The organism is Nocardia sichangensis, from assembly GCF_047200615.1.
GTDB classification, from domain to species: domain Bacteria; phylum Actinomycetota; class Actinomycetes; order Mycobacteriales; family Mycobacteriaceae; genus Nocardia; species Nocardia sichangensis.
Genome location: NZ_JBJZOK010000010.1, coordinates 1 through 14,192, shown reverse-complemented (window position 1 = coordinate 14,192; position 14,192 = coordinate 1). Strand labels below are relative to the sequence as shown.

General features: G+C 68.5%; 14 protein-coding genes. 6 read left to right on the top strand and 8 right to left on the bottom strand.

Translation table 11 applies throughout. From position 1 onward, the window contains the following. Window positions 1-37: 37 nt before the first annotated feature. The gene (locus ACL03I_RS15785) at window positions 38-463 is read right to left on the bottom strand and encodes a roadblock/LC7 domain-containing protein (RefSeq protein WP_355076570.1); all 426 of its coding nucleotides are present in this window, start codon (window positions 461-463) and stop codon (window positions 38-40) included. Continuing rightward, on the bottom strand, window positions 463-1,833 hold the full coding sequence (locus ACL03I_RS15780) for an ATP-binding protein (protein WP_364435667.1): 1,371 nt from the start codon (window positions 1,831-1,833) through the stop codon (window positions 463-465). Before ACL03I_RS15780 ends, ACL03I_RS15785 begins: the two co-directional genes overlap by 1 nt. A 630-nt stretch (window positions 1,834-2,463) precedes the next feature. On the opposite strand from ACL03I_RS15780, the gene ACL03I_RS15775 reads away from it, so the two are divergent. Next, a complete protein-coding gene (locus tag ACL03I_RS15775) occupies window positions 2,464-2,895 on the top strand; it encodes a type II toxin-antitoxin system Rv0910 family toxin (protein ID WP_067809684.1) in 432 nt (143 codons plus the stop codon). Between the two features lie 9 nt (window positions 2,896-2,904). On the opposite strand, the gene ACL03I_RS15770 is transcribed toward ACL03I_RS15775, so the two are convergent. Next, entirely contained in the window at window positions 2,905-3,621 is a 717-nt protein-coding gene (locus ACL03I_RS15770; RefSeq protein ID WP_355076575.1) for an SDR family NAD(P)-dependent oxidoreductase, read from the bottom strand. 85 nt (window positions 3,622-3,706) lie between these two features. Between ACL03I_RS15770 and ACL03I_RS15765 the strand changes: the two genes are divergently transcribed. Beyond that, entirely contained in the window at window positions 3,707-4,261 is a 555-nt protein-coding gene (locus tag ACL03I_RS15765) for a TetR/AcrR family transcriptional regulator (protein WP_355076577.1), read from the top strand. Between the two features lie 19 nt (window positions 4,262-4,280). Beyond that, on the top strand, window positions 4,281-5,099 hold the full coding sequence (locus tag ACL03I_RS15760) for an alpha/beta fold hydrolase (protein WP_412806305.1): 819 nt from the start codon (window positions 4,281-4,283) through the stop codon (window positions 5,097-5,099). A gap of 75 nt (window positions 5,100-5,174) precedes the next feature. Here ACL03I_RS15760 and ACL03I_RS15755 read toward each other — a convergent pair whose 3' ends face one another. Further along, window positions 5,175-6,713, bottom strand: coding sequence for a DHA2 family efflux MFS transporter permease subunit (locus ACL03I_RS15755; protein WP_355076580.1), 1,539 nt, complete (start codon window positions 6,711-6,713; stop codon window positions 5,175-5,177). Then, a complete protein-coding gene (dapA, locus tag ACL03I_RS15750) occupies window positions 6,710-7,645 on the bottom strand; it encodes a 4-hydroxy-tetrahydrodipicolinate synthase (protein ID WP_355076582.1) in 936 nt (311 codons plus the stop codon). Before dapA ends, ACL03I_RS15755 begins: the two co-directional genes overlap by 4 nt. A 71-nt stretch (window positions 7,646-7,716) precedes the next feature. Between dapA and ACL03I_RS15745 the strand changes: the two genes are divergently transcribed. Continuing rightward, complete coding sequence (locus ACL03I_RS15745; RefSeq protein ID WP_397281284.1) at window positions 7,717-8,592, top strand: LysR family transcriptional regulator; 876 nt, start codon at window positions 7,717-7,719, stop codon at window positions 8,590-8,592. A gap of 4 nt (window positions 8,593-8,596) precedes the next feature. Here ACL03I_RS15745 and ACL03I_RS15740 read toward each other — a convergent pair whose 3' ends face one another. Then, window positions 8,597-9,253 (bottom strand): EthD domain-containing protein, encoded by a 657-nt coding sequence (locus tag ACL03I_RS15740; protein WP_412806304.1) that lies wholly within the window; start codon window positions 9,251-9,253, stop codon window positions 8,597-8,599. A gap of 113 nt (window positions 9,254-9,366) precedes the next feature. Between ACL03I_RS15740 and ACL03I_RS15735 the strand changes: the two genes are divergently transcribed. Beyond that, window positions 9,367-10,842 (top strand): MFS transporter, encoded by a 1,476-nt coding sequence (locus ACL03I_RS15735; RefSeq protein ID WP_355076587.1) that lies wholly within the window; start codon window positions 9,367-9,369, stop codon window positions 10,840-10,842. A 467-nt stretch (window positions 10,843-11,309) separates the two neighbouring features. Here the strand turns inward: ACL03I_RS15735 and ACL03I_RS15730 are convergent, their stop codons facing one another. Beyond that, on the bottom strand, window positions 11,310-11,468 hold the full coding sequence (locus tag ACL03I_RS15730; RefSeq protein ID WP_355076589.1) for a hypothetical protein: 159 nt from the start codon (window positions 11,466-11,468) through the stop codon (window positions 11,310-11,312). A gap of 747 nt (window positions 11,469-12,215) precedes the next feature. Between ACL03I_RS15730 and ACL03I_RS15725 the strand changes: the two genes are divergently transcribed. Next, window positions 12,216-13,292, top strand: a complete 1,077-nt coding sequence (locus ACL03I_RS15725) for a baeRF2 domain-containing protein (protein ID WP_412806303.1) — start codon at window positions 12,216-12,218, stop codon at window positions 13,290-13,292. Between the two features lie 9 nt (window positions 13,293-13,301). Here ACL03I_RS15725 and ACL03I_RS15720 read toward each other — a convergent pair whose 3' ends face one another. After that, the gene (locus ACL03I_RS15720; RefSeq protein WP_355076592.1) at window positions 13,302-13,988 is read right to left on the bottom strand and encodes a PAS and ANTAR domain-containing protein; all 687 of its coding nucleotides are present in this window, start codon (window positions 13,986-13,988) and stop codon (window positions 13,302-13,304) included. Window positions 13,989-14,192: the final 204 nt, after the last annotated feature.

Sequence of the window (14,192 nt, the reverse complement as noted above, 5' to 3'; positions counted from 1 at the left end):
AGCGGCGCAGTACCTCTGACTCGCTCGCTGCGCTCGATCATGGCATTTCGCTGCCGTCAACGCGCCTGCGCGGCTGGCTGCCGAGCTCGCGTCCGACCCGGCCTGCCAGCTCGTTCATCCGGTGGGCGACGAGGCCCACGTCGATGTCGTTGGTGGTCGCGACGCCGAGTAGCGCGCCCTCGCCTGCCGCGGTGATGAGGATCATCCCCTGGTCGTACTCGGTGATGTTCTGCCGCACGCCGTTCGTGGCGTCACCGCAGAATTCGCCGAGCGCCTTACCGAGCGAACGCAGGCCGGAGGCCGCGGCGGCGAAGCGTTCCGCCTCGTCGCGGGCGATCCCCGTGGAGTGCGCGATCCGCAGGCCGTCGTCGGACAGCAACACCGAGAACCGCACACCCGTGATGCTGAGATCTTCGAGTAGCCAGCCCAGTTTGTTGCTGCTGTCGGTCACGGGTGTGGCCATCAGGATGTCATCCCTTCCGTGTCATCAGATGCGGCGGCGCGGCCGCTCTTGGAGCCGGTGTGCCAAGCTGCGGCGACCTCGGGGCGAGCGAGGCCGGGTTCGGTGCGCGGCCCGACCGGGGCGAGTGCGACCGTCCTGCGTCGCCGCTTGGGTAGCCCGCCGCTGGTGATCTCGCTCACCGACAGCGACGGCTCGTTCTCGCCGGGCTGTTCGCTCGGCGCGTCCTGCGCGGGAACCGTGACCGGCTCCGGTTTTGCCTCGGTCACGGGCGCGACCTCCTGGACGTTCTGCGGGGTGACCAGCAGCGACTCCGGGATGTAGACCATCGCGCGCATGCCGCCGTAGACGTTCGGGCCGTCGATGTAGACGGTGAAGCCGTAACGGCGGGCCAGCGCGGCGATGCCCGGGAAGCCGACCTTCGGCGACGGACCGAGCTGGTGGATGTCGACGGGCCGCTCGTGCGCGAGCACCTGGCGGGCCTCCTCCATCTGCTCGGCGTTCATCCGCACGCCCGCGTCATCGATGATGACGGTGACGCCGTGGTGACCCTCCTGGAAGTTGACGTCCACGTAGGAAGTCGGCGGCGAGTACCGCAACGCGTTGTCCAGCAAGGTCGCCAGTGTGTGCACGAGCGGTTCCACCGCGCGGCTGATCACGACACGGTCGAGCTGGTTGGGCCGCACCCGCAGGTATTCCCGGACACGGCCGATGGCGCCGCCGACCACGTCGGTCAGCGTCTGCGCGGGCCAGCGGCGGCCGGGCAGACCACCGCAGACGATCACGTAGGACTGCGCCTGGCGGATCATCTGCTGCACCGTGTGGTCGATGCGGGTGAGGGTTTCGTACACCTGATCGTCGCGATGCTCACGCAGCGCGGCGCTCACCACCTGGCTGACGTCAGCGCCGAGGCTGACCACGGAGGTGCCGAACGAGCGGACCGCGGCGCTGGTCGCCTGGCGCGATGCGGAGGCGACCTCGTTGCGCGCGGCCTCCTCGGCCGCCTTGATCGCCTGCTGTCCTTCGTTGTTGGTCAGCTCCCTGGTCTCCGAGCGCATCAGGCTCAGATCGTCGGCATACCGCTCGGAGATCCACCGCAGGATCTGCGCGAGCCGCGAATTCTCCATGCCCGCCTGGACTTCGACCGGGGGCACCTGGGACTCGAACCGGCGGATCGACTCGGCCACCGCGGGTAGCGTAGTGGCGGCGAACCGCTCGAGCGTGTCCTCCGTCGCGCGCTGTTCCCTGGCCAGAGCCTCGAGCTTGGCCCGCTGAGCCCTGGCATACTGTACTGCGTACAACGCCCCCGCTACGGCGATCACCAAAGCGACGGCGAGGATCCATGAAAGCACCACGGCGATATCTTGATTCATCAGTTCTTTCGTCGTTGACTGGTCTCGAGGAATCGGCCCACTGCCATCCTGCTTCGCTCGCCTTCCCTCGCCTGCCGACCATGAACGGACCGGTCGGTGGGGTCCGCGTCGGAGTACCGGAAATCCCACGACGGCACCGGCGCTCACCGAGAGCGCCTACCGCACAGTGCCCGCAGGACAGGCGATTACATGTCAATCGCCGACCGCCCGGATCGTGTCCGAACGGTAACCAGAACCCGACCATTCGCACATTAGCAGCATTCCAACGAACTCTCTGCCGATCCCACAGACACTTTCCGGATTCCCGGAACTGGGACGATAGGTGCCGCGGATCGCGACATAGCTGCGCAATAATGTTGGGCTGCCGTGCAACCCGTGGACCATTTGTCCTGCGTATGGGCCCGCGCGTCGGACCAGCACCGGAAGCGCGGGTGGCGGCGCGGATGCCGCGAACGCCCACGGCGGCCGAGCCGAACAGGCGGAATGGCCGTTCGCTGACGCATCAACGAATGTATTGGCGGGTGCTCGAATTCGATTCCGCGAAGTAGCGTCCACCGCTGTGCGGGGAGTCCGCCCGGACCGGCCGTGCCTCGCACCGACCGGACCGCCGGAGCCGGATACCATGCGCCCATGGCAAAGCTGAAGGTCTCGGTCGACGTTCCGATCTCGCCCGAGGAGGCCTGGACGCACACCTCCAACCTCGCCGAACTCGACAAATGGCTGACCATGCACGAAGCGTGGCGCGGCGAGGTTCCCGCCGAATTGACCGTCGGCACCCAACTGGTCGGCATCGCCTCGGTCAAGGGCCTGCGCAACCGGGTCACCTGGACCGTGCGGGCCGCCGAGCCGCCGCGCCGCCTGCAACTGACCGGCGCGGGCAAAGGCGGCACCAAACTGGGGTTGCAGCTGCTCGTCGCCCCGAAGGGCTCCGGTTCGGAGGTCACCGTCGACATCGAACTCGGCGGCGCGCCGCTGTTCGGCCCTATCGGATCCGGTGTGGCCCGCGCCGTCAAGGGCGATATCGAACGTTCCCTGGACCGCTTCATCGCCCTGTACGGCTGACCTCCGCCGTCATACGCCGATGGCGTCGAAGATCGTTTCGGCGCGGTCGCGGGTGCGATACATGCCCCACGCGGTATCGGCCAAGTCGTCCGGATCGAGAGTGTGGCCGTCCGCGCTGCCGAAGCGCGCCGGGTCAGCGGTGACCATCGCGTGGATGTCCCCGCGCTCGACGAGTCCGCCGATGGTCAGCGTGCCCGCATAGAGACCGCGCTCGGCCAATGCCGCGTTCAAGGTGAGCGCGTAGTTGCGCAGTGCCGCCGCGGCGAGGGCGAGGTGGCCGAGCATGGGCATGGGGCGGACGCTGGAGAGCCCGCCGGCGAAAAGTAATGCGCCTTTCCCGCGATCGAGCATGCCCGGCAACACGTCGCTCACCACGTCGACCGCGGGCCACACCCACTCGAACGCCGATCGCGCCGTGGCCGCGTCGATGTCGGTGATCGGCACGGGCTGCTGCGTGGAACCGGGTCCGTAATAGACCATTCCGATCGGTCCCTCCTTGTGGATGTCGCCGAGTACCACGCCGAGCCGCGACCGGTCGGTGACGTCCGCGACGTGAGCGGTGGCGTGTACACCACGCTCCGCCAGGTCCGCGAGGTACCCGGCGTGCCGTGCATCGCTGCGCGAGATCAGCGCGACGCGGAACCCTTCCCGTCCGAAGCGCCGGGCCATCGACATCCCGAGGCCGGGGCCGACACCGACGATCACTGCTGTTCCCTGATCCGCCATGCGTTCTCCTTAATTTGAGGCCCCCCTCGATTTATCACCGTAGCACAGAATCTGAGGTGTGCCTCAGGTTCTGTAGGATGACCGCGTGACCAAACCGCTGCGCCGGGACGCCGCTCGCAATCGCGATAATCTGCTGCGGGCAGCGGCCGAAGTGCTCACCGAGCAGGGCCTCGACGGCTCGCTGGAGGAGATCGCGCGGCGCGCCCGCGTAAGTATCGGGACGCTGTACAACCACTTCCCCACCCGCGACATCCTGATCGATGCCCTTCTGCCGCCCCGGCTGGCGGCGGTGGACGAGATCGCCGCCCGGGCGGCGGCCGAACCGGACGCGTGGACGGCGTTCACCGGATTCGTGGAAGACCTGCTCAACAGGCTCACCGCCGATCGCGGACTGCTCGAGGCGTTCACCGGGGATCATCCTGCGGCGGCTCAACTGGCGGAGGCCTGCCATCGCGGTATGTCGCACCTGTCGGCGGTGCTCGCGCGCGTCCGGGATGCCGGCGCGCTGCGCGCCGACGCGACCGACGAGGATGTCGTCAACTTGATGTGGGCGCTGTCGCTGCTCGGCGAGACCACCGGCTCGCCGTCGTGGCGGCGCGGCCTGGAGATCGTCTTCGACGGGCTTCGCGGCGATCGCTGAACGAAAGGATTTCGTAGAGGTGCCCTACGCAACGGCGGCCGACGGAGTTCGCCTCGCCTATCAAGTGGCGGGCACGGGCAGCGCGCTGGTCCTGCTCGCCGGTCAGGCCAACACCCACCACTGGTGGGACGGCATCCGCGCGGACTTCGAGACCGGGCACCGCACCATCACACTCGACTGGCGCGGCACCGGCGACAGCGACAAGCCCGACGAGGTGTACAGCACGCGGGGATTCGCCGACGACGTGGTCGCGGTACTCGACGACCTGGGCGTGCGGCAGGCCGCCGTCTACGGCACGTCCATGGGCGGGCGGGTGGCCCAGTGGCTGGCCGCGCGCCATCCGGACCGGGTGCACTCCCTGGTGCTCGGTTGCACTTCCCCCGGCGGCAAGCACGCATTCGAACGCGGTCCCGAGGTCAGGAGGTCGCTCGGGCAGCGTGACCCGGCCGCCGCGCGACAGGCTCTACTGGAACTGATGTACACCCCGGCCTGGCTGGCGAGCACGTCCGGCCCGTACAACACGCTCGGCGACCCGGCCATGCCGGTTTACGCGAAGCGCAGGCATCTGTACGCGAGCAACAAGCACGATGCGTGGGATGTTTTGCCGGACATACGGGTTCCCACCCTGGTGGTGCACGGCACCGAGGACCGCTTCAATCCCGCCGCGAACGCTCCCCTGCTGGTCGCGCGCATCCCCGACGCGCGACTACATCTGATCGAGGGCGCACGGCACGCGTATTTCGACGAATTCCGCTCGGTGGCGAGCTCGGCCGTCCTGGCGTTCCTCCGCGAGGCGCGGCAGCGGCCCACCGCAGGCCTTGCCCACGGCAAGAAATAGGGGCCGCGGCGGCATCCGCCCGGCCCCTACGGCGGTAGGTCCCGGGATCGGCAGACGATCTCGGGACGAGTACCGCTAGGCGTGCACCACTGTCGCCGCGTCGGCCCCCTGCGGGTTCTTCGGCTTGGTCCGCGGCAGGAAGGACGCCGGGATCAAGGTGAGCACGATCAGCACCAGCGCCACCACATAGGTGTGGCTGAACGCTTCCGCGGCCTGCTGCAGACCGGTTTCGACGGCGCCCGGCGGAAGCTGGCTCGCCAAGCTGGGATCGAAGTTGGCCGCGATCGCCGGGCGCGCCAGCGGCTGGTTGTTCAGCAGGTTGGTCAGCACCACCGACATCGTCGCCGTGCCGATGGAGCCCGCGGTCTGGTTGACGATGTTCATCAGCGTCGACCCGCGCGCCACCTGCTGGTGGGTGAGGGTCTGGATCGCCGCGGTCATGATCGGCATCATGGTGCAGCCCATGCCGAGGCCCATCACGAACAGCGCGCCGATCATGGGGAGATACGAGCTGTCCGCGTCGAGCTGGACGAAGTAGGCCGTCCCGATCGAGATCAGCGTGATGCCGACCAGCACGATCTTGCCCGGGCCGATCTTGTCCACGAAACGGCCCGCGATCGGCATGCTGAGCATCGCGCCGATGCCCTGCGGCGCGATCAGCAGACCGGCTTGCAGCGCCGACTCACCGCGCACCTGTTGCAAATAGGTCGGCAGCAGCAGACCCGCTCCGAAGAACGCGATGGCGAACAGCACCATCGTGAGCACCGCGAAGGTGAGCGCGCGGTTGCGGAACAGGTGCAGATCGATCAGCGGGTGCTCGGTGCGCAGCGCGTGGAACACGAACGCGACCATCAGCACCGCGCCGATGGCGGCCGGGATCAGCACCCGCGCCGCGAGCACCGTCCCCTGCTCCGGGATGGAGGAGACGCCGAACAGGAACAGCGCAAGGCCGGGCGAGGCCAGCAGCATGCCGATGAAGTCGAACGACTCGGACGGCTCCGGCTTGTCGCTGGGCAGCACGATGAACGCCAGCGTCAAGGCGATCACGCCGATCGGCAGGTTGATCAGGAAGATCCAGTGCCAGCTGAAGTTCTCGATCAGCCAGCCACCCAGGATCGGGCCGCCGATCGGGCCGAGCAGCATCGGCACGCCGAGCACCGCCATCACCCGGCCGACCCGCTGCGGACCGGCCGCATGGGTCATGATCGTCATGCCGAGCGGCATCAGCATGCCGCCGCCGAGGCCCTGGATCACGCGGAACGCGATCAGCGATTCGATGTTCCACGCCGTGCTGCACAGCAGTGAGCCGAGCACGAAGAAGGTCAGCGCCATGATGTACAGCCGCTTGGTGCCGAAGCGGTCGGCCGCCCATCCGGTCAGCGGGATCACGGTGGCCAGCGCCAGCGTGTACCCGGTCATCGTCCACGCCGCGATGGCGTAGCTCGTGTCGAACTCGCGCTGGAAGGTCGGGATCGCGACGCTGACGACGGTGATGTCGAGAATCGACATGATCGCGCCGAGCACCACGACGCCGGCGACCTTGAAGACGGCCGCGTCGAGTTTGTCGGTGGCCGGGTCGGGCCCAGCCGCCTGGGTATCCGGAGGTTGTGTCACCGCTTAAGCGTGGCACCTTCACGGCCGCAATACCAGTCATTACGGGTTCCCGTTGCCGGAAATTCCGCCAGCGCGACCAAGGCGGCCCGAGTCGCTGCCTCGCTCGCGGGCAGCAGAGGCAACCGTACCGCAGGGCTCGGTATGCGGCCTTGCGCCGCGAGCACCGCTTTGATCACCGCGGGGTTGGGTTCGGCGAACAACGCGGCCGACAATACCGCGAGCCGGTGACCGAGCGTCCGCGCCACATCGACCGGACCGGAGCGCCACGCGGCGACCATCGCCGCGAACGACGAAGTGTGCACGGCGGCCGAGGCCGCGATCGCGCCGGACGCGCCGAGGGCCAGCAGCGGCGCGGCGAACAGGTCGTCGCCGGCCAGTACGGCGAAGTCGGCGGGCCGGGCGGCCATCAGCGTGACGGTGGCGTCGTCGACGGCGCCGACGGCATGCTTCAGGCCGATGACGTTGGGCAGGTCGGCCAGCGCGAGGAGTGTCGCGGTTCCCAGGGAAAGTCCGGTGCGGTAGGGGATGTGGTAGATGATCAGCGGCACGGGAGAGGCCGCCGCGAGTTCGCGGAAATGCGCGAGCACGCCCGCCTCGGAAGGGCGCGTGTAATACGGGACCACGGTGAGCGCCGCGGTGGTGCGCGGATCCAGACCGGCGAGGGCTTCGACGGAGGCCGCCGTCGAGTTCGATCCGGCGCCGACGATCAACGGCGCGTCGCGTTCCCGGCACACGCGCGCGCAGACGGCGATCACTTCCGCCCGCTCGGCGGCGGTCAGAGTCGCGGGCTCCCCGGTCGTGCCGAGCGCGACCAGGCCGGTCGCGCCGTCGTCGAGGACTTGGCGGGCGAGCCGCTCCAGCGCGTCCGCGGCGAGTGCGCCGTCGGCCGTGAACGGGGTGACCAGAGGAACGAAAAGACCTGCGAGCGTCATGACGATCAGCCTCGCCGCTGGAATTCATCAGATCCAGTTCACATTTCTGTCGCAGACCATAAGCTGAACTTATGCTCGACGTCCGCAAACTCCGCCTACTGCGGGAACTGTCGCACCGCGAGACCATCGCGGCGGTCGCGGAGGCCCTCGCTTACACCCCTTCGGCGGTCTCCCAGCAACTCGCCGCACTGGAACGGGAAGCGGGCGTGCCACTGTTGACGCGGACGGGCAGGCGAGTGACGCTGACCCCGGCGGCCGTGGCGCTCGTCGGGCACACCGAGCGGATTCTCGCGGTGCTCGAGCAGGCCACCGCCGAACTGGCCACGATCCGCACCGAACTCACCGGAACCTTGCGCATCGGCGCGTTTCCGACCGCGGTGCGGACCATCCTTTCCCCCGCGCTCGTCGCGCTGAGCAGCGCGCATCCCCGGCTGGAATTGCGTGTGACCGAATTGGACCCGGCGCTGGCGCCCGACGCGCTGCGCGCCGAGACGCTGGACGTCGCGCTGATCCAGGAGTACGACTACGCTCCGGTCCCCGCCGATCCCGCGTTGCACAGCGAGCCGTTGTTCGAGGAGATCGTCCATCTCGCCGCGCGCACCGCCGAACCGCTCGCCGATCATCGCGAAAGCGCTTGGATCGCAAGCACTCCCGGCACAATGTGCCACACCATGACGATGCGGGCCTGCGAGGCGGCGGGCTTCACGCCCAGGATCCGGCATCACGCCGACGACTTCGGCACGGTCCTCGCGCTCGTGGCCGCGGGTCAGGGTGTCGCGCTGGTCCCGGAATTCGGTACGCGGGATTGCCCGCCGGGCGTCATCCTCGGCGCGCTGCCGATGCGACGGCGCACGCACCTCGCCTACCGGCGCGGCACGGGCGACCATCCCGCCGTGCGCGCCGCACGCGTCGCGCTGCGCGAATCGGCGGGGCGCTCCGGCCGCTGAACCCTCAGCGCAGCCGATATCGGCTGGTGGGCACGACATCCAAGTTCCGGTCGCCGCCGAAGGTCGCGACGCTGGCCATCAGCCGATCGATGCGGCGCGCCAGCTCCGCTCCGTCACCGCCGCTGCCGTAGAAGGCGTGCGGATCGGTGAGCGCCGCGAGCGGGAAGAGCTCCTCCACGATCCCGGCGATGTCCGGCGCACCGGCCGTCGCGGGCCCGGTCACGACGTTCTGCACGTAGCCGAAGGTCGCCTGGGTCTCGATGGCGACGGCGGTGTGCTGGTTGCGCCAGCGATCCAGCCACTCGGCATGCGACAGGTCGTCCGGTTTACGCAAGAAGGCGAAGTTCGACAGGCCCGGCGCACGCTCGAGCACCGCGGTGACCGGCGGGGGAATCGGCGTCACCTCCTCGACATGCCAGCCTTCCACCCGCTCGGCCACGGTGCTCAGCACCCGCGCGGCCGCCTCCGCCTGCGGCGCGTCCGCCCACCAGACGCTGACGACGGCTCGCACCGGTTCGTCGAATGACGTGATGCGCAGCATCGCCGTCTCGACCGCCGCGTCGGAGATGTTCGCCTGCACCGCGGCGGCCCCGGTCAGGAGCGGCGCGAAGTCCGCCGCGAGCGGGTCACCGACGCCCCACAGCGCAAAGATGGTCTTCATCGACAGGCCACTTTCTAGAACACGTTTCACTCGTGTTCGAGCCTAACCCACCCGCGCGGTTGGCCGCTCGGGCTCGGGGTATCCGACCCTCAGGCTTGCGAAGGTGGTGATCCGTGCGAACCATATCGACCGACATACCGGCCAGGCTGGATCGCCTGCCCTGGTCTCGGTGGCATTGGATGATCGTGATCGGGCTCGGGTCCGTCTGGATCCTCGACGGGCTCGAAGTGACCGTCGTCGGCAGCGTGGCCGCGCGGCTTTCGGAACCGGGCAGCGGCCTGACCATCACGGCCGCACAGGTTTCCGGCGTCGCGGCGGCGATGTACGTCGCGGGCGCGGGCTCGGGCGCTCTCTTCTTCGGTTGGCTGACCGACAGGTTCGGCCGCAAGAAGCTGTTCCTGATCACGCTCGCGATCTACCTCTTCGCGACCGCCATGACGGCCTTGTCGTTCTCGATGTGGTGGTTCGTCTTGTTCCGCTTCCTCACCGGCTTCGGCATCGGCGGCGAATACGCGGCGATCAACTCCGCGATCGACGAGCTGATCCCCAAGCAGTACCGCGGACGCATCGACATCGTCATCAACGGCACCTATTGGCTCGGCGCGGTCGGCGGCGCGTTGCTGTCCATCGTCGCATTGAACACGAATCTGTTCCCGCCGAATGTGGGCTGGCGCTTGACCTTCGCGCTCGGCGCCGTGTTCGGCCTGATCATCCTGCTGGTGCGCAGACATGTGCCGGAAAGTCCGCGCTGGCAGTTCATCCACGGTCACGAAGACGACGCGGAACGCTCGGTCACCGCGATCGAGGCGCGCGTCCGGGACGACACGGGCGCCTCGCTCGCCGACGTCTCCGATCACCGGATCCGGATTCGGCAGCGGCGCAGCATCTCCTTCCGGGAGATCGCGGCGGTGATGGTGCGGCACTATCCGCGGCGCAGCGTGCTCGGGTTGTCGCTGTTCATCGGGCAGGCGTTCCTCTACAACGCCGTCACGTTCAACTACGCGCTCATCCTGTCCAGATCGTTCGGCATTCCGGACGACCGGGTCGGCTATTATTTCGCGGTCCTCTGCTTCGGCAACTTCCTCGGTCCGTTGCTGCTGGGCAAGTTCTTCGACACGATCGGGCGCAAGCCCATGATCGCGGGCAGCTACCTCGGCTCGGCCGTGCTGCTGCTTGGCACGGCATGGCTTTTCGCGGCGGGCCACCTGAACGCGACCACGCTCACCGCCTGCTGGACCGCGGTGCTGTTCGTCGCGTCGTGCGGCGCCAGCGCGGCGTATCTGACCGTCAGCGAGATCTTCCCGATGGAGACCCGCGCCATGGCCATCGCCTTCTTCTACGCGATCGGTACCGTCGCGGGCGGCGTCGCGGGACCGTTGGTGTTCGCCGGGCTGACCGCGAACGGCGAGCCGGGGAAGACGGCCCTGGCGTTCACCATCGGCGCGCTCGCCATGTTCGCGGCCGGTCTGGTGGAACTGGCGTATGGGGTGCGTGCGGAAGGGCGGTCGCTGGAGGATTTGGCCGAGCCGCTCAGCGCGACGCCCGAGCGGGCGCGCGTCGAGGCCGGCCAGCCGCCGCCGAGCGGATAGGACGACACCGTGGATCGTCGCTCGCGATGGCCCCGCCGCAAACCCATTACGGCACTTCGCCGCAAACGCCACCGGCGCGGCGGCGGAAACGGCGTGACGACCACGCAGAAGGCAGGTCGGTCCTGCCCCGGAATTCGCGGGGCGGTCATGGATGGGACGAGTCGCTACATCCTCGCAAGTCGAGCCGAACTCGGAGCGAGTCCTCGATTTCGAACTCCGCGAAATGTGAATGTCATGTAAACGCGCGGGGTTTTCGGTGAACTCGCTCCCGGCCCACTGTTCACGCCACGAACGACATTCCTCATCGCCCTGTGCGCGCGGCGCTTTCGGCTATGTCGCGGAAAACACTTGCACACATTCGGGCGGAAGTCGTAGAACAACTCACTGCCCGCAATTGCGCGCCGAGGGCCGGCCCGCGGCGGCCGGCCTTCTGCGCGTCGCGGCGAAACCGACGAGCCCGCGGCTCGTCAGTTGTGCCGCGGGTCGGCGGCCGAGGCGTGTGGCCGGGTGATCCGGCGATGCGCCATGACTTCGGCCCACCAACTGCTCAGCGGGCTCGGGTCGGGCCATACGATCCGATCTCGTTCTTCGTCGTCCGCGACGGGCGCTTCGGGTTTCTCGATCACGATGACGTTCCTCTGCGCTGGTGCACGTAGCCGTACACATACTTGCGGAGAGCCCTCGTGTCCGTGCGCGCCGGTAGTTTCGCGACAGAGCGCGTCGAATCGGCTGAACGTCGAGCAGCGCGGGTTCCTCGCCCCTTTTATCGGATGACCGCGCTGTCGATCCGATACACCCCACATTTACCACAGCCGACGTGAAACAAACCGCTCTTTTCGGTTTACGATCTGGACACCAAGCGGTCGCTTGTTTACATTTTTCGGCGCTGAACAGTGGAAATAGCGGGTTCGACCGGGTTTCTTACACGAAACCGAAAAAGCACCGGGTGGTGAAACACACGCGGCCAACTCGTCGCCTTCATCCACGGCAGTCGCGCTGACAGTGATCGGCCTCGGCCGCGCGTACGCGACTCCGGAACGCGGCGCGGTAGCGGCGGCGGTTGCTCCGGTCGGAGCCGCGGAGCTTTCCCCGCATCGTCACACCCGACCGCGAAGCCGGAAGCTTCGTAAATTCCTCGGCTACAACTCGTGTGGCAGCGCGCTCCCAGACGAAGGCGCCGCGCCCGAGCACCTGCGTTCGCTGATTCGGCTCGACACGCCCGGGTACCCGCCGACTGTGGTGCACCGAACCGAAGCCGTCGGCACACACGACGAAGTCACCTGGCGCCGAGCGGCACGGACCGAGTGGTCGCCGATGGTTTCCGACGACCACCGGCACGGACCTTCGCGGCCAGGGATGCCCAGGTGATACCGATGGCCGACCTCCGCCGCATCATCCATAAGCACGGGCCCTTCGCATCGGTCTGCTTCGACAGTTCCCACGACACCGAGGACGCGGCGCGCGACACCGAGCTGCACTGGCGTTCGATCGACGCCGAACTGGACCGCAGCGGAGCCCGGCCGCGCATCCGCAGGCTGCTCGCCCAGGCGATCGAACTGCACCCGCCTGCGCGGGGGCGATGCGGCAGGCTGCTCATCGCCGACGAGACCGAGGTGCTCGCCGACGAACGTCTACCGAGCCCGCCCGACATCGAGACCGTCCGCGTGTCGCCCCTGCCCTACCTGCTGCCGCTGATCGAGGCGCAGGCGGAGAAAGTACCGCATGTCGTCGCCCTCGTGGGCCGAGTGGGCTCGGAGTTGTACGGACTCGACGGCCACGGCAGCGAAACGAGGCACACCCTCCGCAGCGCCGGCCATCCGGCGCTCGAGCCTCGGCGCGACGACTGGTCGCACCACACGATCCGGCAGCGAATCGAGGACACGGCGCGACGCGACGTCCGCGAGTTCGCGGGCGAGCTGGACCGGCTCGCCGATACCGTGCGCGCGGAGGTCGTCGTGCTCGCCGGGGAAGCCTTGGCACGTGCGGAACTTCGGGCGGTGTTCGATGCGAAGGGCAGGGATGTCATCGACGCCGAAACCGGCACGCTGACACCGGGTTCGGACCCCGAGGCGCTCGACGCCGAGGTCCGCGAGATTCTGCACCGGGTGGCGGCGCAGCGGCGCCGCCGGGTCCTCGAGCGCTTCGCCGCCGAGATCGAGCGCCCGGACGGCTTGGCGGTGGCCGGACTGGCCGCGACCACCAGCGTGCTGCGCGCCGCCACCGTGGAGCGGCTACTGCTCGATCGCGGGGTGCTGGGTGACCGATTGGTGCTGGCCGGGTCGGCCCCGAACCCCCTGATCGGCCCGGCCACGAACGGCTCGGCCGGTGAGATGCGCCGCGCCGACGAGGCGCTGCCGGTGGCCGCTCTGGCGATCGGGGCCGAGATCGTCCTGGTCGACGCCGTGGCAGCCCTGCACGACGGGGTCGGCGCCGTGCTGCGCGACCACTAGGACCGCTCCCTACGACTTCGGGATGCGCTCGTGCAAGGTGAGCAGCATGTGGTCGAAGGCGGTCTGCACCCCGGGCGGCGCCGGGGGCAGCCGGTCGATTTCGGCGATGAGCTGGGCGGCGAGGTCGCGCAGCTTGACGTTGGTCTCCTGCGAGCGCCACTGCAAGACGTGAAATGCCTGGTCGGCGTTGATCCGGTAGACCCGCATCAGCACGCCTTTGGCCTGCTCGATCAGCGCGCGCGCTTCGACGAGTCGCGGCAGCGTGTCGTCGAGCAGATCCTGGCGGTCCTCGGCGATGGTGGCCGTCAGGTCGACGTAGTAGCCCGCGGTGCCGACCACGGTGCCGTTCTTGTCGGTCATGGTGTCGCCCAGTACGAGCACATGGTGCGGCACACCCGCGGTGTCGATGATGCGATGACGGCTGCAGAACGGCTCGGCGTTGCGCACCGACTTCTCGATCGCCTCCGCGACGTGATCCCGGTCCTCGGGGTGCTTGTGCGCGAGCAGCAACTCGGTCGTCGGCGTCACCGCGTCGGGTCCGTAGCCGTGCATCGCGGCGACCTCGTCCGACCACTCCCAGTGCTGGTCGGCGAACCAGAACCGGAAGCTTCCCGTGGCTTGCGGGATCCCCGCACCGACTACCCTGGCTACGGTGCCTTCGGCCGTGTCCACGGTTGAGTCGCCCGATTCGTTCATCGCGTAAGTATGCTCCTACCTGCAGCGTCTCACCTGATCCCGGCGATCGAAGCGGACTTCGACCGCGCACCGCACGCGGTGACAACATCATCTTATTCCCGGCGGCAGGGCCGGCCGGACGATTCGCCGCGAGCCCGTCACCATGGCCGGGATAGTCTTGGGGTCGTGGCGGGGGCGGGGGGGGGGGCCCCCCCCCCCCCCCCC